At 60.5% G+C, this 23084-nt stretch carries 11 protein-coding genes and 1 pseudogene; 3 read left to right on the top strand and 9 right to left on the bottom strand.

From position 1 onward, the window contains the following. Positions 1–98: 98 nt before the first annotated feature. The 3 genes and pseudogenes from EYW47_RS31090 to EYW47_RS31080 form a co-directional block, all read right to left on the bottom strand. Positions 99–1160, bottom strand: coding sequence for a glycosyltransferase (locus EYW47_RS31090; protein WP_165976724.1), 1062 nt, complete (start codon positions 1158–1160; stop codon positions 99–101). 271 nt (positions 1161–1431) lie between these two features. Further along, a pseudogene (locus tag EYW47_RS42150) lies at positions 1432–1626 on the bottom strand (IS4 family transposase); the annotation flags it as partial. 278 nt (positions 1627–1904) lie between these two features. Further along, entirely contained in the window at positions 1905–2819 is a 915-nt protein-coding gene (locus EYW47_RS31080) for a transcriptional regulator (protein WP_133198649.1), read from the bottom strand. 715 nt (positions 2820–3534) lie between these two features. Here EYW47_RS31080 and EYW47_RS31075 point away from each other — a divergent pair. Further along, the gene (locus tag EYW47_RS31075; protein WP_133198648.1) at positions 3535–4521 is read left to right on the top strand and encodes a cupin-like domain-containing protein; all 987 of its coding nucleotides are present in this window, start codon (positions 3535–3537) and stop codon (positions 4519–4521) included. A 100-nt stretch (positions 4522–4621) separates the two neighbouring features. Here EYW47_RS31075 and EYW47_RS31070 read toward each other — a convergent pair whose 3' ends face one another. The 6 genes from EYW47_RS31070 to EYW47_RS31045 form a co-directional block, all read right to left on the bottom strand. Beyond that, complete coding sequence (locus EYW47_RS31070; protein ID WP_133198647.1) at positions 4622–6955, bottom strand: condensation domain-containing protein; 2334 nt, start codon at positions 6953–6955, stop codon at positions 4622–4624. A 3-nt stretch (positions 6956–6958) separates the two neighbouring features. Next, a complete protein-coding gene (locus EYW47_RS31065; protein ID WP_133198646.1) occupies positions 6959–16909 on the bottom strand; it encodes a non-ribosomal peptide synthetase/type I polyketide synthase in 9951 nt (3316 codons plus the stop codon). 425 nt (positions 16910–17334) lie between these two features. Next, entirely contained in the window at positions 17335–18474 is a 1140-nt protein-coding gene (locus EYW47_RS31060; protein WP_133198645.1) for an acyltransferase family protein, read from the bottom strand. A gap of 270 nt (positions 18475–18744) precedes the next feature. Beyond that, complete coding sequence (locus EYW47_RS31055) at positions 18745–19455, bottom strand: 4'-phosphopantetheinyl transferase family protein (RefSeq protein WP_133198644.1); 711 nt, start codon at positions 19453–19455, stop codon at positions 18745–18747. A 100-nt stretch (positions 19456–19555) separates the two neighbouring features. Next, complete coding sequence (locus tag EYW47_RS31050; RefSeq protein WP_133198643.1) at positions 19556–20122, bottom strand: RNA-guided endonuclease InsQ/TnpB family protein; 567 nt, start codon at positions 20120–20122, stop codon at positions 19556–19558. Positions 20123–20217: 95 nt separating this feature from the next. After that, positions 20218–21135, bottom strand: a complete 918-nt coding sequence (locus EYW47_RS31045; RefSeq protein WP_133198642.1) for a glycosyltransferase family 2 protein — start codon at positions 21133–21135, stop codon at positions 20218–20220. Between the two features lie 978 nt (positions 21136–22113). Here EYW47_RS31045 and EYW47_RS31040 point away from each other — a divergent pair. Next, positions 22114–22404, top strand: coding sequence for a co-chaperone GroES (locus tag EYW47_RS31040; protein ID WP_133198641.1), 291 nt, complete (start codon positions 22114–22116; stop codon positions 22402–22404). 44 nt (positions 22405–22448) lie between these two features. Next, positions 22449–23084, top strand: a 636-nt coding sequence (locus tag EYW47_RS31035; protein ID WP_276322969.1) for a TCP-1/cpn60 chaperonin family protein, incomplete at its 3' end; no start/stop codon positions are given.

Below are 23084 nucleotides of genomic sequence, written 5' to 3'. Positions count from 1 at the left end.
GAAAGTCAACGAGCTTTCTCGGTGTCATGGCGCGACAGCGACGTTGTGTATAACGACATGCCCCAAAGAAGCGGTGAGGTTTCCTGATCTAGTAACGCTCAGTATCCACGCAGCTTGGCCTTCGCGGTGGCGGGCACGATCCGGCTGACGCGCAGTACGCCGAGAAGCAGATCCTTTATCCCGCTCTTGGGCCCCTTGGCCCAAACGTCCCCGGACCGGTAGCCACCCGATGTGAGAATGCCCATGAACTGCCGGAACCGATGAACAATCCTGTCATTGTTATATAGCTCAATGCGTTCGCGGTAAAAGCGTGCAATCGCCCGATATTTTTCTGCCCCGACCCGTGCGCTGGCCGCTTGGGGGATCGCGGGCTCTTGCGCAATCTCATCCATGATTGCTGCGCGTCGCTCGGAAACAAGCACAATATGCTCCCAGCGACCCAGGCACTCGAACAGAAAATGCGGAGCCTTTGAGAGACGCGACTCGCCGATCCAAGTGGATGACGTCACCGCAGACCCGTGCCGTCGGTACTGCACTAGAGGTGCGTCATCGTAGGCGAGCGCGCCGAGGGTTTGGGCGAGGAAAAAGTACCACTGGTCATGAGCGTTCGGATTGTTGCCGTCATTTATATCGATAGAACGATCCCATAGGGACGAAAACTGTACGAGCTGGCGGTCGAAGACGAGGGTGAAGCCATTGGCGCCCATGAAGGGGTCGATACTCAACGGCGGGTTGTAAGAGTTGGCGAGCGCGAACCTCGCGAGGGTACCGATGGGACTCAGGGCGCTGTCCGTCACAATCGCATTGTGGTAGACCAGCAAGGCGTCTGTGCGTTCGAGCACGTCCACGCAGCGCTGGAGTTTATCGGGCCGCCATACGTCATCCTGGTCACAGAACGCGATGATGTCCGAACTACACATACCGGCGACGCGCATGAAATTGGCGCGATAGCCGAGTCTCTGCGTATTCACGTATACGCGCACCGGGAATGGTGCGGTATGGGAGAATTCGGCAAGGATGGCTAACGTGTCGTCGGTCGAGACATCGTCCGTGACGACCAGTTCCTCCGGCGCACGAATTTGTGCCGCGAGACTTTGGAGTTGCTCGCGCAGATATAGGCCACCGTTGTAGGTAGCCATTGCCACGGATACAGACTTCATGAATCGATCTCCTGCAGTGAGACGGATGTCTTTCAAGCGTGGAAGAGACGATTGGGCATCCTCAGCATCGCGATACCGCACGCGTCCGTATATGCCTTGTACGCAGTGACCTCGGCGACTGGAAATCGTTGTAACACGAGCGGGCGGCGCGAATATGTGGCGTAGCTCGCATTGCCACCTTATTGGCATGTCGTTATAGAGAAGTGTCGGCGTCACCGTCATCGCGCAATAAGCGCATGGTTCGCGCGGCGATATGAACTTTTGTGAGCCCCTTGCAGATTGTCTCCGCGCCGGGTTCGTCCTTCTTCTCGCGGGCCCACATCCACGCGTCCAGAATACCCAACGGCTCGCGCTGCGGCGTCACCGCATAGGTCGGGTGAACGAACATCCCACGCTGCGCCTCGTAGGTCAACGGACCCAGACCGATCGCCTCCTGATCGTTGAAATCTAGCTCGGTGGTGTCTCGGCCACCATTCTTTCCATCAAAAGCCTTGCTCGCTTGTTCAGGCACGCGTCGCTCAGGTCCAGTTGCTCGAATTCCGTTTGCGACCAGGGCGTCGATTCGGTGACCAAGGCGTCCGCTCAAAAGCGGAGAGCAAACGCGAAACGCCGACAGTCTACAAGAGCCGCTCTATGTCATTGAAAGTCAACGAGCTTTCTCGGTGTCATGGCGCGACAGCGACGTTGTGTATAACGACATGGGTCTAGCAGCAGGCGGCGATGATCGTGGCGTCAACCACAAGACTAGCCACCTCTTTGAAAAGCCGACTTGGCAACTCGCCGGGCGGCATTCGCCGTCGAAAACGCCATGGCCTTGGCTCGGTCCCGTACCGCGCTCCGTCCAGGCGGATTGGGATTGATTCCGAGCTTCCTTAGGTAATAGTTGGCCCGATAGACGTCCGCTCGCATAGAGTCAACAAACTGGAAATTTACGCTCAAAGTCACCGAGATATTGTCGTCGTTCTTCAACCAATGGGGGCAGTTGACAGGAACATGAACGCCATTTCCGGGAGCCAATTTGTACGAGCGCGCTCGGTTCTGTAGCTCCGGTCTATAGTTTGCCGCGTTGTTATCCAACGCCCAGAAACGCTCAAGTTCTACCTCCGGAAGAATCTGCCGGTCTTCCCGATCAAAGACATACAAATCCTTCTTCCCGTGGATTTGAAGAATGAAATTGCATTCACGATCTATGTGATATGCCGTCACCCGCTTCGGCGACGTCACGAAAATTATGATGTCCTCCTTGCTGATCTTGGATTCGATGCCGCCGCCGACCATATCCTTGATCTCTGCGATGGCATGTCTGTACAGCTCGGCGTAGGCCGGATCTCTTTGCGTGCTTCTGAAAATGAACCAGGCGTTTGAATCTTCCAGTTGCCTTAATGCGTTCAGCGGTGAGAATGCACGATTTGTATCTTTCCATTTTTGACCGGGAGCGATGTCACCCATGTCGTAGTAGAGATCAGATGGGCGAGTTCTCAGGGTTCGGTCTGCCAAATCCATCAATTGAGGAAGTTGGAAGAGCGGATGGCACACGAGATGGTGGGAGACCTCGAAACTTTTCCGCTCGAAATTCTCTTGAAACACCGAAGGATCCGCGTCGATCCACTTGTCGGGCAATGTTGCTTCAAGAACCGGGCCAACTGTGGACATCTCCATGCGATCGCTCCTTGCAGCCTGGCGAGTTCGACGATTCCAGGGATCTCGAACTAGCCACTCCGATGCAATGTATGATTGAATTTGAACGGATGCAGATCAATATTGCTTTTGAATTCTTTCTTGCAAGGCTGAAGTTCTTTCGCTCGAGTGCAGTTGGCGCTTAATGTATTAACCAACACAACGCCATTGCCCGGGACGGACACGGTACACCTTTATAAGTTCGGAGAACATTGCTTGTAGCCTACTATCCTGCCTGTGGGCCAAATGTGCGTTGACGAACATCCACATCTACGTTGGCGTTTGCCCGGAAATCCGGTGGATTCTGATGCTGTCGTCAGTACACGGTTGCCCGGCTTGGTTATCTGGCCAGAGCCGGTGATGCGCGTCCAGGTAATACTGTTATGTGGCGCAGTATCCTGCACCTCACCGATATTCGACCGGGGTATGAACTCGCCCTGAACCGACGTGGGTAATCGCAAGACTGGGGACTCGCTTACGGATCGAGCTGCTTGCCGGCATTTTCTTCGTCGCCCATGGGGATTTGCTACGTGATGCGCTGAAAACCGGTATGCGCAGGCGCGCGCTGGTGCAATTTGCTGGTGCGGACAGGTCGATTCTGGATGAAAGTCAACGTACGGACGTACGTCAACGCACATCCTGCCGACAGGCACGATAGTAGGCTACAAACAGTGCTCTCTAACCTGCAAGGTGTGCTATGTATTCGCCGAGCGACGATGCCATGATGAGTAGTACATTACGCCAACAGTCATCTGACAAGAAAATTCTTCAGGCTTGCGAAAAAAAATTCAAAAGCAACTTTAATCTGCAACCGTTCAAATTTCATCATACGTTACATCAGGGTGGCTTGTTCGAGCTCCCTAGAATCGCTCAAGTCGCCGAGCGTATGCTCGAAAAAAATGGCAATTGCAATGCCATTAACTTCAAACACGGCTCCATAGATTCAAAGTTTAGTGCCATGCCGCAAAGCAGGCAGCTGGCCGAGGCGTTTGCCCGCGTGGGTGAAGGCAGCACATGGATCAAGCTAACTCTGGCGCAGCATTACGACGCCGAGTACGCTCAAGTTCTCGATACGATTACATCCGAACTTGAAAGTCTGTCCGGCTTCCCGCTGCGCAAGGACATGACCCTGGTTACGATGACGCTGTTAGTCTCCTCGCCCAATATCGCAACACCGTTCCATATCGATCACGAAACCAACTTCCTCTTCCAGCTGCAAGGCTCAAAGGATGTATGTCTCTTCCCAGCGACCGATCGCGAGCTGGTGCCCGACCACGAGATCGAACGTTACTACGCCGGCAACTTCGAAGCTGCGAGTTACCGCCGTGAAATGCAGAGTCGCGGGACGATCTTTCGGCTCAACCCGGGCGAGGTGGTGCATCACCCATCATTAGCGCCGCACTGGGTGAAGAACGACGACAATATATCGGTAAGTATCAGCATCAACTACTGCATGAGGTCACTCGAGAAACGTGCCAGGGTTTATCAGGCGAACTACATTCTGCGCAAGATGGGTCTAAAGCCGTTGCCGCCAGGGCTCTCACCATTGCGCGACAGTTTGAAGAGGACGGTCATCTCGACGCTGGAGCACCGCAATCCAAAGACCTTTTCGGAGGTCGTCCACGCGCCGTTGACCAGGCTGGTATCGCCCCTGAATTCGGTCCTGCGGCTAGTCAAACGCTGAGCAGCCGAGCTATCGGCACGGAGTTGCGACTACGACTGCTGGCGCACGCTCACGCGCGCGCTGCAGTCGTCATGAATCCGTTTCTAAGCCTTGGCGTCGCTCAGGAATGTGGGGAAGCGTCCGGCTCGTCACGACTGGTTTGAACGCTATTCGCCTCGATTCCGGCCAGGCGCTCACGCAGTTGCTTGCCGATGACAGCAGCGCCGGCTGCGCGGAAGATCTGATCGTGCATGCCCGGTACCGGGGTGACGACCAGTTTGCCCGTTACCACCGGTTGCCATCCCAGGCCCCAGGCGAACAGCCGCCCTTTAAGCGCCTGGTCACTGCGAAAGATCTGCACATCGCCGTCATAGGGCGCCGGACGGTACCGCGCCTGCTGCGCGAGCAGATACTCGATGTACCAGCGATTTTCGGCAACCAGATGCTCCGAGGTATTTCCCTTGATGAGGCCGAGCTTCAGCGCAAGGTCTGCCATATGGAGCCAGCGCACGATCCGATACTGGTTGAGGAAGGCGACCATGGAGATCTCGCCGCGCCTGGCCTTGCGGAAGTCGCGCGGAATGTTGTCCGCACGCACCTGCATCTTGCGCAACTGCCGATCGTACCAGGGCATCATCTCGCGATAGCCCGGGCACCAGGAATCGTTGAGGATGACGAGCTCCACCGTTTCGCCCTCGCGCCGCAGTTGGTGAGCCGCTTCCAGCGACATCGCACCGAGCACGCAGTGCCCCATAAGGGCATAGGGGCCTTTTGGCCGGGCCAGCCGGATGAGCCGCACGGCGTCCGCGGCGATATCCTGGAAAGCACGCTGCGGGAACGCGCGCGGGGCACCTTCCGGCACCATGGGGATGTCGATGACGGGCCGATCGGAGCCGATCTCCTGAGCGAGTCCGTAGAGCACTGCCGTGTTGTTGAGCGCGATGATGGGCGTTCCCGGCGCATTCTCGTTGAATCGCACGATATTGTGCGCGATCGCCGCCAGTTCGGCCTGACTCATGAAGCCGCTGACACCCACGCCGCTCACGACTTTCGCCGTTTCACCGCGCGCGGCACTGGAAGCGCTGCGGGAAGCGCTCGCCGGCAGCCGTTCGGCCACGATTTCGACGGATTCCAGCACCTCGCGCCACTTTGCCAAATGTCCGTCGATCGTCTCGACGTCGTAGAGGTCCGTGTCGCCTTCGCAGGAGATGCGCCAACCTTCCGGGCGCCGCACCATAAAGAAGTTGAGGTCGTAGAGTGCGCCCGCGTTGAAGGAGGGCGAGGTCGTCGCGGCGAAATCCTCCCGGCGGACCTCATCGTCCATGCCGACGAAGCTTTTCTGCAAAGCGAAATTGACCGAGCATAGCGGCGGGCGGTTCATGTCGGAAAGCTCGCCCGCCAGTACCATCATCTCTTCGAATGGCAAGTGGAGATGTTCAATGGCGTCGCTGAGCTTGGCGCCGCACTGCGCCGTGACGGAAGCAAGCGTGCTGCCTTCGGTAACGTTGAGGCGAAGGATCACCGTATTGATGAGCGGTCCGATCACGCCCTCGAGTTCCTGCTGGTCCCGCACCGACATCTGCGTGCCCATGGTGACGCTGGTCTGGCCGGCCGCCGTTTGCAGGGCCATCGCGAGGCCCGCAGCGGCCACGCTGAATAGCGTTACGCCTTGAGCCCTGGCGGCCTCCATCAGGCGCTCGCTCAACGCGCCGGGCAACAGAATGGAGCGAATGACGCCCTGGAAGCGCCGCGCCGGCGGCCGGGGGCGATCGCCGGCAACGTCGAAGCGGCTGAAATCCTGAAGCTCCTGGCGCCAATGGGCGCGCGCGCGATCGAGGGCGCCGCTGGCAAGGAATTCTTCCTTCCAGAGCGCATAGTCGCCGTGGTGAAGGTCGACATCGGGGAGTTCGGAATCGTGGCCAGCATGCAGCGCGGCAAGTCCTTCCACGAGTTCGCGAACGAGGATCGCAAAGGACCAGCCGTCCATGACAAGCGAATGGAAGGTCAGCTGCAACTCCCCCAGTGTGACCGACCTGGGCAACCACACCGCGCGGAAGAAGGAGCGGGACGGCAATTCGAAAGGCGTGCGAGCCTGCTGTCCACCGATACGCTCGGCTTCGGCAAAGGCGGCTTTTTCCTCGAAACCGGTGAGGTCGATCACTTCGAGCCGGAACGGCGCCTGGCTCCAGACTTGCTGGCGCAGCCCGGCACCTGTCATCAGGAAGCCGGTACGCAAAATCTCGTGCCGCGCGACCAGTTCACAGAGCACCTGCTCGATGCTCGCGGCTTTCAGCGGCCCCGACAATTGCAGCCGGAAGGCGATGTTGAGCGCCGAGGCCTTCGGCGACGCCTTCTGCTCATGCCAGCACCGTACCTGGCAGGCGGTTGCAGGGAAGAGGGCGTAGCCGGCCTCGATCTCTTGAGCATCGGCGATATTCAAGGCTATCCCTTTCATCGCTCAGACTCCCTCGGCATGCCTGCGCTTGAAGTTAAGGATCGATGGCCTCGTCACGGCAGCGGCTTCCGTCGGCTCGTCCGCCTGCGTGCCATCAAGTGTCGCGGCCAACTCGGCGATCGTCACGTTCTTCATGAGTTGACGCGCATCGACACCCAGCCCGCGCTCGTTCATTCGCGCGACGATGCGGAACAGCTGGAGGCTATCTGCGCCGAGGCTGAAGAACTTCTGGTCGATGTCCACGTGCTGGAGGCCGAGCACGTCGCCCCAGACCGCAGCGATGGTGGCCTGAGTCGGCGTCATGGCCACCGGTTCGGCCGCGACAGGCTCGGTTGCTGTGGCCTCGATTGCCGCCGGTTCGGCTGGCATCGGGGTATGCGGCACCACCTTGAGCGAAGCATGCGCATGGCGCGGCGTGGCCACCATGTCAGGTGTCGGCACGGGCAGGGCTTTGCGGTCGAGCTTGCCATTGCTGGTCTGGGGCAGCGTGTTGAGCGTCATCCACAGGGTCGGCACCATATAGCCCGGCAATTGCCCGGCAACATGCGTTGCCACCGCTGCCTGGTCGGTCTTGTCGGATGCAGTCTCGACGATGTAGCCCACGAGGCGTGGACTTCCGCCCACGGTATGCATGGCGACGGCAGCCGCTGCAACGCCGGGTGCCTTGCGCAAGGCAGCCTCGATCTCCTCGATCTCGATGCGAAAGCCCCGCAGCTTTATTTGCTGGTCGCGACGGCCCAGGTGCTGCAGCGAGCCATCGGCAAGGCGCTTCGCAAGATCGCCGGTGCGGTAGAGCCGGCGCGGCGCAGCGCCCTCGATGGCAACTAATTTGAAGGCGGCGTCGGTGAGGTCGGGGCGGTTGAAATAGCCCTTTGCCAGGCCTTCGCCGCCAATCCACAGTTCGCCGCTCACGCCTTGCGGCGCAAGATGCAGGTCTTCTGTGAGCACATGCAGGTCGGTATTGGCTAGCGGTGCGCCGATCACCACGGAGCCATTCGCAACGACACGGGAGACAGAAGACCAGATCGTCGTCTCGGTCGGGCCATACAGGTTCCACACCTGTGCGCCGGTTGCCAGCAGATCGTCGGCGAGGTCGCGCGGCAACGGCTCACCGCCGCAAAGGATAGTGAAGCCCTTCGGCGGCTCGAAGCCTGCCTCCAGCAGCATGCGCCAGAGTGACGGCGTCGCCTGGAGAACGGTGACGGCCTCCTCCTTCAGCCGGGTCACCAGCTCGTAGCCGGTGCGCACCTCTGTATGGCCTGCGATGAAGGTCTGCCCACCGACAATGAGCGGCAGGAACAGTTCGAGGCCCGAAATATCGAAGGAGAACGTGGTGACCGCGACGATGCTGTCTCTCGCCGCAAAGCCCGGCACCTGCGCCATCGACAACAGGAAGTTGCTCAGGGCGCGGTGGGCAATCTCCACGCCCTTGGGCTGGCCCGTCGAACCCGACGTGAAAATCACATAGGCGGAGTGCGATTCGGACACGATGGGCAAAGGAGCGGTTTCGTCGTCGCTTGCCTCGAGGAGCGCCTCCAGATTCAACACGCGATGTGCGCCCGGCTCCAGCACCATGCGGCTGACATGATCGCTGAGGATGGCGGCGATGTCGGCGCCATCGAGGATCCGACGCAGGCGAGCAGGCGGCATCGTCATGTCGAGGGGCACGTAGGCACAACCGGCCCGCCACACGCCAATCATGGCGGCCACGGTCATCGCGTTGCGGTCCATCGCGATGGCAACGCGCCCGTGCGGCGCGATACCTGCCGCCGCGAGCCTGCGGGCAATCTGGCTGGCGAGTGCATCGAGCTCGCCATAGGCGAGGCTCGCCGCTTCGTCCGACACGGCCGTCGTATCGGGAGTCTTGCGGGCCTGCGCAGCGATCATCGCCGGAGCAGTCTGCGAGAGATCGTAGTCACGCCGCGAGGCATTGAGCTCGTCGCGAAGGTGGTGGATCTCGTGTTCGTTCAGCAAAGGCAGTGCCGCGATCGGCGTTTCGGGATCGCGGGCGATTGCCGTCAGCAAGGTTTCGTAGTAACCGAGCCAGCGCTGGATCGTCGCTTCGTCGTAGACGTCGGTATTGAAGTCGCAATCCAGACGAAGGCCTTGCGCCGATTCGATCACGTTCAGGAACAGGTCGAAGTTGCTGTAGGCCTTCGCGTTCGGCGTAAAGTGCGTGGTCACACCGGCCATGTCGAGCTCGCCGTCGACCTTCTCCAGATTGAACTGCAGATCCGTGAGCGGCAGTCGATTGAAATCGCGCTTGATGCCGAGATCGCGCACCAGCGCACCATAGGTGTAGTTTTGCAGGTCGCCCGCGTCGAAGAGGTGATCGCGCACCGCCTTCATATGTACGGCGAAAGGCTTGTCGCTCTCGAACCTGACGCGCAATGGCAGGAAATTGACGCAGTGCCCGACGAGGAGCGCTTCACCGGCTTGCGACTGGCCTGCCATCGGTGCCGCGATCACGACATCGTCATTGCCGGACAGCCGGCCAAACAGTACTTGGGCGGCGCCGAACAGGGTGGCAAACAGCGAGCAGCCTTGCTTGGAGGAAGCCGTTTTGACCTGTTTGAGAAGATCGGCTCCCAGATGGCGCGTGGTCGAGGCGCCGTTGAAGCTCTTGAGCTCCGGGCGCGGACGGTCGCCGGGCAACTCGGGCTGCGGTGCGGGCTCGCGATGGAGGTTCAGCCAGAAGTCACGCGTTTGCTTGTCGACCCCGGCTTCATCCTGCGCCTTGGCGAAGGCAAGGAAGCTCTGCACTGCGTCAAGTTCGGCCGGCGTGCCCCATACTTCGGCCGCGTAGAGGGCAGCCAGATCGCGCAGGATGATGTTGATCGACCAGCCGTCACAGACGATGTGATGCGCCGTGAACACGAAGGCCCACTTCTGGTCTGCGAGGCGCGCCAGCGCGGCGCGCGCCAGCGGAGCGCGGGTGAGATCGAAGACCTCGCGCGCTTCCGCGTCGACGATGGCCGCGAGCTCCGCGGCCGGATCGGCGTGGCCGGAAAGGTCGATCGGCACCAGCGGAACGCTCGTTGCCGCATCTGCGTACATCGTGTCGCCGACGCGTGAGAAGTGAGCGCGCAACGCATCATGGCGAGCGACGGTCGCGGCGAAGGCGCGTTCGAAAGCGGCTTCGTTTAGCTTGCCGTTGAGCTCGAGCGTGAACGACTCGTTGAACACGAGCGATGCTTCGTGGCCCTGCTGCGCCGACATCCAGATTTCCTTCTGCGGCTCGGTGAGCGCAGACTGCGTGAGTTGCGGTTCGGCTTGCGGTGCGAAAGCGCTGGCGTCCTGCGTTGCGCCGAGAATGCCCACGCGCTGGAGTGCGTCGATGCTTTCGATGAAGGCGTCGCCGATCCGGCGGATGTCCGCTTCCGAATGGCTCGTCGTCAGGAAGCAGGGGAAGCCCTCCATGATATGAACGCCGAGGTAGCGCATATATGGATAGAACAAGCTGCCGAGGCGGTCTTCGCCCGACAGGCTGACATAGAACCAGCTCGAGAACGATTCTGCCCGCGCGGCAATGCCGACTTTCTCCAAATGCGCATTGATGCGTTGCACGAGGCCGTCCATGCGGGCAGCGAGCGATTCCTGCAGCGCCGGGCCGGCCTCCTTGAGGTGCAGGAGGACGGCTCTCATCGCGGCCAGCACCAGGGGATGGCGTACGAACGTGCCGGCGAAGAAGGTCGGAGGCACTTCGGGAACCGAGGCGTCGCCGAACTGCCACTGGCCGCCGTCGAGTGCATCCATGAACTGGGTGCTGCCGGCGAGGACGCCGATGGGCAGGCCGCCGCCGACCACCTTGCCGTAGGTCGCCATGTCGCCCTTGATGCCCCAGTAGCCTTGCATGCCGGCCGGATGGACGCGAAAGCCCGTCACGACCTCGTCGAAGATCAGGGCGGAGTCATTGGCTGCCGTGACCTCGCGCAATTGCTGCACGAATTCCTTCGGCCGCAGATTGGGATGGCGCGACTGCACCGGCTCGATCAGGACAGCGGCGATATCGTCGATGTTGGCCCTGATCCACTCGAGGCTTTCGGGCCTCGCGTAGGGCAGCACGACCATGTTGCGCACGGAGCCCAGCGGGATGCCGGGTGCAACAGGGAAAGCACGCGGCTGGCCCGCCTCGCTTCCCGGCTTGACGAGGACTTCGTCGAACTGGCCGTGATAGTCGCCGTCGAAGCAGACGACCTTGTCCTTGCCGGTCACAGTGCGCGCGAGGCGCATCGCGGCCATCACGGCCTCCGAACCGGTATTGCAGAAGGTGACGCGCTGATGCCCAGTCATCTCGGCGAACATCTGGGCGACTTCGCCCGCTAGCGGGGACTGCGGTCCGATGGCAAAACCATCCGCCATCTGCGCGTTGACCGCATCCACCACGAAATCCGGCGTATGGCCGAACGCGGTCTGGCCGTAGCCATTGACGAGATCGATATATTCGTTGCCGTCGACATCCCAGATCTTCGAGCCCTTGGACCGCAGGGCGATGACGGGATAGACGAGCTCCTTCCATTCCTCGCGGAAGCCGCTGGCGGTACGCGGATCGGCAAGCACAGCCCGACAGGACTGCGTACGAGCCTTGGAACCGGCGGTCTTGGCCGAGTACCGCGCCGCCAGATCGGCGATGAATGCCGCTTGGGCATCGGTCATCTGCGCCGCGCCCGTTGCGCCGGGCTTGTATGCGTTAAAGCGCGATGGCCGGTGCTCGTCAAACTTGATCTCGGGGCCGGTGGTGCGCGCAGGCTCGGCTGCCGGCACCGGCGTGGCGGGCGCCGCGGCGGCCGGAAATGCCGCCATGGACGCTGCAGGCTGCTGGAGCGCCAGCGGTGCGCCCTGGAGCACCTCGAGTTGACGCGCCATCAAGGACTGCATCGCTGCGAGCTGGTCGCGGAATACCGCCTGGATGTCGCTCGTGGCCGGCGCAACGGCGAGCTGCCCGGTTGGGCCAGGAGTGGCCAGTGCCGCGACGGCGACCTGCGTGGTCGCGGCGGGAGCGGCCGCAGCCGTCATGGCGGCCGGCGCGGCAGCGGCAGCGGCTGGTGCTGGGGCCGGCACAGCCGGCTGTTCCGGATCAGGCGGCAAAGCGCCATCGAGGAACCCTGCCAAGGCGGGCAGCGTCGGATAGTCGCTCATGATCTGCCGGAAGCTGATCTTGACGTTGTAGCGGCGGCGAAGCTGCTGGGAGACTTGTCCCATGAACAGAGAGTCGTAACCGAGATCCCAGAAGGTCACATCCGGATTGGAGGTATCCGGTGCCTCGCCGGACATTTCGCCTAGAAGCGATGCCAGTTCGGCAATGAGGCGCGGTTTGCGATCGATTTGGACGGGTTGGGTCATGGCGGTCTGAGGGGGGGCGGTTATGCCGTCGGACAACGTTTGCGCGGCAATCGGTTCGGTAAGCGGCGCGGTAAGCGGTGCGGCGAGCGTCGTTGGCTGGCGTGAAGCGGCAGTGCCAGGGGCGTCAATCCAATGCCGTTCTGGTTCGAAGGCATAAGTGGGCAGCGAAACGCGGCGGACGGCTTCGGCCTGGAGGGCTTTCCAGTTCGGCGTGACTCCGTTCAGCCAAAGCCGTCCAGTCGCCTCGGCCAGGACGCAAAGCTCGCGTTCGCGCATGGCGAAATCAGGCAGCGAGGCAATCGCACCCAAATGCCTGTCCTTGGGCAATCCTTGCAAGGCGAAGGTCGATAGCGTCCGGCCGGGGCCGATTTCGAGCAGCAGCGGCTTGCCTTCTGCTGTCGCTGTGGTTAGCGCTTCGTTAAAGCGCACAACGTTGCGGCAATGACTGGCCCAGTAATGTCCGCTCACCGGCTGATCCATCGCCGCCCATTGCCCGGTCGCCGAGGACACGTACGGGATCTTGGGTCGTGCGAAAGAAAGGCTATCCGCAACCTTGGCAAGATCTTCGACGACGCCCGACATCATGCGCGAGTGGAACGCATGAGAGGTTTGCAGGCGGCGATGCTCGATATCGCTCACCTTCAGCGTGGCCTCGAAAGCCTCGATGGCCGCGAAGGGGCCCGCCACGACGCTGAGCGCCGGCGCATTGATGGCGGCCAGGTCGACATCATCGGGCAGCAGGGGCTGGAGATCGGTCTCCGACAGGCGTACGACCAGCATCGCGCCGGGTTCTGCCGACTGCATGAGCGCGCCGCGCCGGGCGATCAGGTACAGCGCATCCTCGAAGGTGATTGCCTCGGCCACGCAGGCAGCGACCAGTTCGCCGACGCTATGGCCGATCATGGCCGCCGGCTTGATGCCGCGCGAGATCCACAACTGCGCCAGCGCATATTCGACGAGGAACAGAGCAGGCTGCGCGTAGACCGTCGAGCGAATCGGGTGCGGGGTGTCGTCGCCCGCCGCGGGCTCGCTGAACATCAGCGCCCGGATATCCAGCCCGAGATGAGGCGCGAGCGTCTCGGCGCCCTTGTCGATCCACTGCCGATAGACCGGCTCGGTGCGATAAAGCGCTTCTCCCATGCCAGGATACTGGGCACCCTGGCCGGGAAACATGAAGACCACCGCGGGCGCGGTCTGAGGGGCCAGGGCTTCGACGGCCCCCTTCTGGAGCTTCGCCTGGGCCTGATCGAGGCTGTCGGCGATAACCACGGCGCGGTGGGTAAAGTTGCGGCGACCCGTTTGCAGCGTCGCGGCCACGTCGGCGAGCGAGAGCGCGGGATGGGCCGCCAGATGACCGGCGAGCCTGGCTTTCGCACGTTCGAGCGCGGCCGCGCTCCTCGCCGAAAGCGGCAAGATCTGCAGCCCTTCTTCGGGCTCAACCGCGCCGGCGCGGCAAGGCGCTTCCTCCAGCACCACATGGACGTTCGTGCCGCCCACGCCGAAGGAACTCACACCCGCGCGGCGTGGCGCCGGACCCTGTGCCCAGGGGCGCGCTGCGACGTTGAAGAAGAAGGGGCTATTCGTTACGTCGATGCCCGGATTGGGCCCACGGAAATGCGTGAGCGGCGGCAAGGTACGCTCACGCAGCGCGAGCGCCGCCGATATGAAACCCGTCACGCCGGCGGCCGCGTCAAGGTGTCCGACATTGGCCTTTGCGGAGCCGAGGGCACAGAACTGGCCGCCCTCGACGCCGCCCAGGCGAAATGCCTGCACGAGGCCTGCGAATTCAATGGGATCCCCAAGCGGCGTCGCCGTGCCATGGGTCTCGATATAGCCAATGGAAGCCGGATCGACGCCAGCCTCGGCATGCGCGATGGCAATGGCGCGGGCCTGCGCATCGACGCTGGGAGCCGTGAAACCGACCTTGTCGGCACCGTCGTTGTTGATGCCAACACCACGGATCACGGCATAGACCGGGTCTTCGTCGGCGATGGCGTCCTCCAGGCGCTTGAGCAGGACGACGCCAGCGCCGCTGCCGAATACCGTGCCCTTGGCATCGGCATCAAACGGGCGGCAAACGCCATCGGGCGCGCCCATCCCGCCTTCTTCATAGAAGTAGCCGCGCTTTTGCGGGAAGGTGACCGACACGCCACCGGCCAGCGCCATGTCGCAGCGTCCCGCTCGAAGGTTCTCGACTGCGAGGCTAATCGCAGTCAGCGAGGTCGAGCATGCCGTCTGTACCGATATGGCAGGCCCTTTGAGACCGAGCTTGTAAGCGGTGCGGGTGGCGACGAAATCGCCGGCCCCGACGAGCTTCTGATACTCGCCGATCTGAAACTGGCTCGTGAATTCGTCGATGACGCCACGGTCTGAGAGGACATGCTTGAGGAAGTAGGTATTCATCGAGGTGCCGGCGAACACCCCGACGGCGCCCTCGATCTTCGCCGGGTCATATCCGGCGTCTTCGAACGCCTCCCAGGCAATCTCAAGGAACAGGCGCTGCTGCGGATCGGTCAGCGCTGCCTCGCGCGCGAGCATTCCAAAGAAGCCGGCATCGAAGCGGTCGACGTCTGTGAGTATCGGCCGCGCCTTGACATAACGCTCTTCGCGGCGAGTACCCTCGTCGAAACTGTCTTCCAGTTCCGCCGCGTCGAAATGCGTGATGCAGTCGCGCCCGGCGAGGATGTTGCCCCAGAGTTCGGAGACATTGCGCGCACCCGGAAACCGTCCGGACATGCCGATGACTGCGATAGCCCCGCCTTGCGCGTCCCGGCGGCGCTGAATTGTCCCATTGTTCGCCACGCCGAGGGTGGTGCGCATATGCGCGGCCAGCGCCTCAATATTAGGATGACGAAACAGATCAACCAGCGCGACCTTGGCTGCCAGATCGCGCATGATGATGGCGTGCGCTCGTATCAGATCGAGCGAGCGCAGCCCAAGGTCGAAGAAGTTCGCGTGGCGATCGACGGTGTGACCGAGGAGCCCTTCGAAAACGGACGCGAGCTTATCGGCGATATCGTCATTCACCGGCTGCGGCGCGGCCGATGCGTCTGCCTGCGTATCGAGCCCCGCAAGCAGGGCTTTTCGGTCGATCTTGCCGTTGGGCGTCAGCGCAAAGGCCGCCAGGACACGCAACTCCGCTGGCACCATGTAGTCGGGCAATGCCGCCTTGAGGTAACCGCGTAGCCCGGCGAGGAAGGCGGTGGCATCGGCCACTTCGGCCTTCACGAAGCCGGCGATGGCCTTTCCCCTGCGGCCCTCGAATGCAGCGACGGCCGCATCGGCGACGCCGGGAGCCGCACGAAGCGCATGTTCGATTTCATCGAGTTCGATGCGTTTGCCGGCGATCTTGATCTGCCGGTCGTTGCGGCCCAGGAAATCAATGGCCCCGTCCGGGCGCCGGCGGACCAGGTCACCCGTGCGGTAGAGTTTGGAGCCGGGGCTGAAAACGTCGTCGACGAACTTCTCCGCCGTTAGTTCGGGGCGGTTGAGGTAGCCGAGCGCAACGCCGTCACCACCCGTTACGAGCTCGCCCACTTCTCCCTCGCCAACCGGCACGAGCTTGTCGTCCACGATGTAGACACGCGTGCCCGCGATAGCGTCGCCAATGGGGATGGCGTCGCCATGTGCCAGGGCCTCGCCGCCGCGCGGAATGCGGTAGCAGCAAGTGAAGGTCGTGTTCTCGGTCGGACCGTAGCCGTTGATGATCTGCAGCCCGGCATGGGCCTCCATGACCTTGCGTACATGGACGGGCGACAGCACGTCTCCGCCAGTGAGTACCTCTCTGAGCGGAAGAAAGGCTTCCAGCCGATAGTCGGCGAGCGCATTGAAGAGGCCGGCCGTCAGCCAGGCACTCGTGACGCCGAGCCGCGCCATCTCGGAGGCCATCGTGTCGAGAGAAGGCTGGACCTCGTTGATGATGGCGGCGCAGCCGCCGTTCAGAAGCGGCCCCCAGATCTCCAGCGTACTCGCGTCGAAGGCGAGGGGTGCCAGGTTGAGGAAGCGCGTGCGCGCCGACATCTCAGTGAAGGTCTGGCCCTGCACCAGGCGCACAATTGCGCGGTGCGGCACGATCACGCCCTTGGGCTTGCCGGTCGAGCCGGACGTGTACATGATGTAAGCAGGATCGTCGCCACCGCAGGCCTGCCGCGCAGCGGTGCCGGCAGTCTCCGACGATGCAACGATATCCGCCAGATCGATTAGTACTCCATCAAGATTACCAACGCTGGCGAGCGCCGCGCCTTCTGCGATGATGAGCTTGGGCGAGCAATCGGCAACGATGAAATCGAGCTGTGTCCGGGGATAGGCCGGATCCAGTGGCACATAGACAGCGCCCAGGCGCAGGATCGCCAGGATCAAGGCGAGTGTGTCACGACTGCGCGGAACCATGATGGCGCAGCGCTCGCCGCGCTCGAGTCCCATGCTGCTCAGGATGGTTGCCAGACGGGCGGAACGCTCAGCGAGGCTGGCGTAACTTTCTTCGCCTGTTGCGTCGATCACAGCGACATGATCGCCGAACTCCGCACATATGGCATCGAAGCGCGCTGCCACGCCAGGCACGTGATCGGTCTCGCTCGGCAGGTCGCCTGAAATTCCATCTCTGTGTGACATTTGCCGCTCTCCAATAATTTTGTGGAAGGGCTTGTGCTGAGCTACGCCTGGCAATGCGCGTGCAGCGCGCGCACACGACGGCGGGCGGTCACGGGAGGAGCAGGCAGCACGAGGCTATGCGCACCTGACCCGTGTCTCAGGCGCGGCATGAGTTGTGCAAGAGAAAGTTAAACTTCTGCGGTGCACCTATCAGTGCGTCTTCGCACACACGATGCGATGCAACAACACCTTGCACGGAGGAGCGCGTGCGCACGAAGCGCGTCAAGCATTTCCGCTCAGACTTGGCCCGGCAGGATGGCAGAACGCAAGCGATACCCGCGCGAAATCGAATGACAGGCCCTCGTTTGCACGTAAGCCAGAAAGGTCGGTGTCGTCAGGACTGTTTATTCACCGCCAGCGTTTCGCGCGACGGCCATCGGTGTCTGTCACGTTGCACCAACATTGCCGGCAGCGGACCTGCGTTGTGTCGACGTTTTGCGCAGCATCCCTATTGCCGGGCGCTCAATCAGCAGGTGGAATACGTAAGCGCCAACAAGCGCGACAAAAAAGAATCCGATCGACCAGAGAATGCTGACCTGCCTGGTCGAATGAAATAGCCACGAGACCAGCACGATGGCGATAGGGATATGCACGATATAAAGCGAATAGCTGAATTCCCCGACTTTCTCGAGCACGCGCATCGCGCGGGTACCGCTTGCACACGAACACAGCATCACCTCGAGCAACGGTACGAACGCCAGCGCCCAGGGCTCGCACCAGAGATATCGCGAGTATCGCGTCGACGCCATGCAGCCGAGCACCAGCAGCAGTGGTGATGCGACCGTGACGAACCACCGCGGAAACTGCAATCCTCGCACCTCGCGCTCCGCGAACCACGCGCCGAGATACCACGAAGACCAGTACGTCGTGAAGATGAGTATCCCTCGCCTCTCGAGGAGCGCATAGGAAACTGCACCGAGCAGCATGAGCACCGCGAGCAGGCGATTCGGACCAAGCCGACGCTGCACAATGAAAAGTAGCGGATAGAGCACATAGAACTGAATCTCGAGCGACAACGTCCAAAGTGCGGTGTCCGAGCCGTAGGTCGGTGAGGCGATACCCTGTAACGCGAACAGATTCGCGCCGAACGTCCGCCAGCCGAGATTGCCGAGTAGTTCGTTGTGTGGCCAGAAGTGGAGACTGATGCTGTCAAGCGCGAACGTTAGTAGTAGCGCGCAAAACAGCACGGGATAGATACGGACGAAGCGCCGCCACAGAAAGTCACGTGCATCGAGCCGGTACTGCGGATTGTGTGCGAGCCGCATCGCCTGACTGCGATGGATACAGTAGCCACTGATGACAAAAAAGATCGGTACGCCGATCGGGCCCCAAACGAACGGGATTGACAGGTACGCCAGAACAGTATCGAGTGAAAACAAGTGGTGTCGACCCGCCGTGAACGCCCGAATGCCGATCCACGCAATCGCCCGGCAATGAAAATACGCGACGATCATCGCGGCGATGCCACGCATAGCCTCGATACCGCGCATCCTGTCGGCGTTTGCGCCAATGACGGCTTGGCTCATAGCTTGCCTCACCTTGCGTGTGAGTTGCGCGAAGTGCTCGCGTGTTGCCCGCGCTGCTGGTATGGGTTGTGCGATTTAAGCAAAGCGGCACCGAACCATCTGTGCGCCGACATACACAATCCCCTCTCACGGCCGCAAAGCGTTGCCGGTCCATGGAGCTACGTCGGGGAAAGGCGGATCTCGTCGCCGGTTCGTTCCCGGCATTGCATGAGAATTCGCCCGTCCTGGTGTCTCGCGAGGTGGGCCGCTCTCTGAAGCAGATGTCGTCGGTCAATTCATTTTGACGATCGACCAGTCGGTGCGTCGGGCCGCCACCGCTCCCGCGCAGGTCGGACCGAATGGCAGGGCGCAAATGCGCCAATGCGTCGCTTCCTCTGCCTCGCCGCCGACAAAGCGGGGTGTCGTGTCGCCGCGGATGGAAAGATCGAACTCGAAATGGGTCGGTGGCAAGATGAAGCCGGTGCCGAGCGCTTTCAAACAGGCCTCTTTGCGCGCCCAGTTTTCAAAGAAAACTTTTTGCTTTTCTGCGTCCGGCAATGCGGTAAATGCCGCGCGCTCCAGGCCGGAGAATACTTCGAGCGGCACACACTCCTCGATCGCGCGAACTTGCTCCACGTCGATGCCGACCTCGAAACCGTTTGAGATTGCGAGAGCCGCCGTATTCTCGCTGTGGCTGAGATTGAAGCAGATCCTCCACCCAGGCGGCTGGGTCGCGCAGAATGGTTTGCGTTCCGAACCATAGTCAAGCGCGACCGCACGCGGCGATAGCCCAAGATAGCGGCTGAGGAGCCGCCTGAGTTCGCCTCGTCCCGCCACGTAGCGACGGCGATGCTGTTCGAAGCGGAAATTGTCGGCGCGCTCGCGCTCTTGCGTCGATAACATCTCCCAGTAGAGATCGAAATCGCCACTGCCGACGTCGAGATCCCACTGCCAGATATGCACATCATGGGGGGAGGGCGGTGTAAGGGCAAAGGAGGACATTGAATGCCTGGATTCAACTGGCGGTGGGGCTGGTCGATTCTACAGGTTGAAATTCTCTTCCCCATGAATGGGGAGGATTCCTGCCGTGCCGTCAACGGTGTTAGCCATCGCAGGCCACCTGGGTGGGTTCCTGCTTCATCGAGTGGCCCGACTGCACCGACTCTCCGCAGGCTATCCGAGCTAATTCCAGCCCTTCACCGCTCAGTTGCGCGTCGCCTCGGTGAAGCACATTGATGGCGCCGACCGGGCCGGCATTAGCCTCATGGCCGCAATTTACGCAGGCGAAAAGCGCTTGCGTCTTGCGGCTATCGGCTGAAATATGGCGGCGGAATTCATACCACCCCTGGTCGAGTATCGCCTTGTTGAGGCGCGACTTCGCGCGAACATTGCAGCCAGGAGTCGCGACCGTGCCGCTGGCCGACTTCACCATGTTGCGAATCTGCAGGTCTTCGACGGTGATCATTGCGTGGTCTTTGCCGATCGTGTTCGACGCCTTGTGCAGCAAGTCCGCTCGCGCGTTGGCGATGCGCGCGTGGATGCGGTGGACTCGGGCCTTCGGCTTTTTCCAGTTCGCCGAGCCATTGACCTTGCGCGCACTTGCTCGCCGGTCGACATCAGTTCGAATCGGAAGGGCTGGAGTCACTGCATGTGGAAATCGTATCAGCATTCATGCCTTGTCAAGGACGCCTGCGGCGTCCGCGCAATCCTTCCTCCCCTTGGCGTTCGACTGCGGATAGCCAGCTAAGTCGAACGATTTCGACTTCAGGTTTTCTGCTTCAATCGTTTTATTATGTTTACGCCACCTCTTCCAACAATCAATCTCGTAAAAGTCGACGCCCACTTCTTTCCTGGTAATTGCATTTTTCTTGATATAAGTCTCTCGACGATGTTGAATCGCAATGAAAAATTGAGATTTTTGTAAATCAGCACGTTAAATACAAACGAGGAGATATGCTGCCTCGACATGAAATTATTGTATTTTTCGAGGAATGCCAGGCTTGGTTCACAATTGGTCTCCGCCGATATTCTTCCCGCATTGCCGCTCAAAGAGTACTCAACCAGGGTGTCGTGCAGATATATGAACGCGCAGCCAGCTATTTCGGCGTTGATTGCGAAATCCCAATCTTGATGGCGGCGCAAAGATTCATCGAAGCTAATTAACGGATACTGGTGGCGCCACATCATGATAGAAGAAGTTTGAACATACCCTCCTTTCACTAAAATGAAGTCAAACATCGATTGACCATCGTAGGGAAACGGGTTGCCCACCGTGCGTCGGCACCCGTCGACGAGCATGACGTTACTGAACAATACACTCGCTACGTCCTCGGGAGGCTTACGACCAAGCGCGGCGATGCATCTTTCAAGTTTGTCCGGGAGCCATCGGTCGTCTGCGTCGAGAAAAGCAATCAGGTCGCCGGTCGCTTCCTCAATGCCCCGGTTTCGACACCATGCCGCCCCGCGATTTATGCTCCCGCGAATCAGGCGCAATGCAATCTTGTCTCCACAATGACTTGGCAATTCGAACTGCAATCCCGATGCGTCATCAATAACTATAATTTCTCGCGGAGGAACTGTCTGGCTAGATATCGACTCGATGGCCAGCCAAAGTAAATCAATGCGATTGTAGTGCGGGATTATCACGCTCACGCCATAGGTATTGTCAAAATCGCGCCTCATTCCGCACCCCGCATTAACATTTCGAGAAAATTTCCTTACGAAAAGTAAAATTAGCCAATCTTGATCGTCAGGCTTTTGAAATGCATTGTGCGTGAGGGTGCATGATGAGGGCATCCACGTCCATTTATGTTCCGTAGTGTGAGCATTAAGCGGTGTTGAGTTTGTGCGCGGGCATACGCAGGACGGGGCATCAGACGATTTCAATTGAAAAATTCTGGTTTGCACTGGTCCGAGTTTGAGGGGATGCCTATATATCGTGGGTTTATTGAAAGATATTGGAGGGGTTAAACGTAATAGTTCTTGTGGGTGCACGTCAGCGTCGACGATCGCGTACCACTGCTCGTTGGTCTTTTTCTGAATCGCGTCGTCCCACGTACAGCCGGCTCGCTGCCGTTCGCCGACTCTTGGGATTTGCGCGCCGGTGTCCACCGTAGGTGGCCCGTTCGGGACAAGCACCCATGAAAAATAGGGATGGGATGCTTGGTTATGCTGCGCTACAGCACCCACCGCCCGTCTCCGCCGAGTCGGAAGTTTAAGGGGGCAAACAGTTCGTCCGCGGGAGCGCCCTGAATGTCACTTGCGAGGCACAGATGGCGCAGAGTGGGGAATTCCCTGGTCCACCCAAAACGACGTGAAGCAGCTTGGGGAACGGCTTTTCCCGCAGGGTTAGCGGAGACGGATCACGCGAACGCGAGTGCGTGGTGTCGATATAAGTATTTGTTTTTGTTGGATATTTATCGAAAGATGAGCATGTGATTCCGGCGTCGATGCAGTCCCGGACGTGCGCCAGCGCCTTCCTCGACACCAGAAAAAAAGCCATCTGGCCCGTTCTTGAATTTGTCATTCCTCGTCCATATAATTAGCACTCACCGCATGAGAGTGCTAACAACTCTGGTGCTAATACATCTCTGGCTGTCGGTTGCCGGCAGCCAGGTTTTCTTGAGTCTTCAAGTCCCAATCAAGATAGAGGATCTATCCATGAACCTTCGTCCTTTGCATGATCGCGTGATCGTCAAGCGCCTGGATCAAGAAACCAAGACCGCTTCGGGCATCGTGATCCCGGACGCAGCGGCAGAAAAGCCGGACCAAGGTGAAGTCCTGGCCACGGGCCCGGGCAAGCGCGACGACAAGGGCGCCCTGATCCAGCTCGACGTGAAGGTCGGCGATCGCGTCCTGTTCGGCAAGTACGCTGGCCAGACCGTCAAGGTCGACGGCCAGGAACTGCTCGTGATGCGCGAAGAAGACATCATGGCCGTGGTGAACAAGTAAGTTCAGACCACCGCTCATTCATCAAGAATTCAAGGAGTTAGAAGATGGCAGCTAAAGACGTCGTGTTCGGCGATTCCGCCCGTTCCAAGATGGTTGAAGGCGTGAACATTCTCGCCAACGCAGTGAAGGTCACGCTGGGTCCGAAGGGCCGCAACGTGGTGCTCGAGCGCTCGTTCGGCGGCCCGACGGTCACCAAGGACGGTGTCTCGGTCGCAAAGGAAATCGAGCTCAAGGACAAGCTCCAGAACATGGGCGCGCAAATGGTCAAGGAAGTTGCTTCCAAGACCAGCGACAACGCCGGTGACGGCACCACGACCGCTACGGTCCTGGCACAGTCGATCGTGCGCGAAGGCATGAAGTACGTCGCATCGGGCATGAACCCGATGGATCTGAAGCGCGGCATTGACAAGGCCGTCGCAGCAGCCATCGACGAGCTGCGCAAGGTCAGCAAGCCCTGCACGACCAACAAGGAAATCGCGCAAGTCGGCTCGATCTCGGCCAACAGCGACACGTCGATCGGCGACCGTATCGCTGAAGCGATGGACAAGGTCGGCAAGGAAGGCGTCATCACCGTCGAAGACGGCAAGTCGCTGCAAGACGAGCTGGAAGTCGTCGAAGGCATGCAGTTCGACCGCGGCTACCTGTCGCCCTACTTCATCAACAACCCGGACAAGCAAGTC

Source organism: Paraburkholderia silviterrae, from assembly GCF_004353915.1.
In the GTDB taxonomy this organism is placed as follows: domain Bacteria; phylum Pseudomonadota; class Gammaproteobacteria; order Burkholderiales; family Burkholderiaceae; genus Paraburkholderia; species Paraburkholderia silviterrae.
Note: the sequence above shows the minus strand (reverse complement) of the source record. Positions and strands in the feature narration are given on the sequence as shown.

Bases quoted from the DNA above. Each gene is read 5' to 3' on its own strand.
- EYW47_RS31090 (WP_165976724.1), bottom strand. From the start codon at position 1,160: ATGAAGTCTGTATCCGTGGCAATGGCTACCTACAACGGTGGCCTATAT.
- EYW47_RS31080 (WP_133198649.1), bottom strand. From the start codon at position 2,819: ATGGAGATGTCCACAGTTGGCCCGGTTCTTGAAGCAACATTGCCCGAC.
- EYW47_RS31075 (WP_133198648.1), top strand. From the start codon at position 3,535: ATGTATTCGCCGAGCGACGATGCCATGATGAGTAGTACATTACGCCAA.
- EYW47_RS31070 (WP_133198647.1), bottom strand. From the start codon at position 6,955: ATGAAAGGGATAGCCTTGAATATCGCCGATGCTCAAGAGATCGAGGCC.
- EYW47_RS31065 (WP_133198646.1), bottom strand. From the start codon at position 16,909: ATGTCACACAGAGATGGAATTTCAGGCGACCTGCCGAGCGAGACCGAT.
- EYW47_RS31060 (WP_133198645.1), bottom strand. From the start codon at position 18,474: ATGAGCCAAGCCGTCATTGGCGCAAACGCCGACAGGATGCGCGGTATC.
- EYW47_RS31055 (WP_133198644.1), bottom strand. From the start codon at position 19,455: ATGTCCTCCTTTGCCCTTACACCGCCCTCCCCCCATGATGTGCATATC.
- EYW47_RS31050 (WP_133198643.1), bottom strand. From the start codon at position 20,122: ATGCTGATACGATTTCCACATGCAGTGACTCCAGCCCTTCCGATTCGA.
- EYW47_RS31045 (WP_133198642.1), bottom strand. From the start codon at position 21,135: ATGAGGCGCGATTTTGACAATACCTATGGCGTGAGCGTGATAATCCCG.
- EYW47_RS31040 (WP_133198641.1), top strand. From the start codon at position 22,114: ATGAACCTTCGTCCTTTGCATGATCGCGTGATCGTCAAGCGCCTGGAT.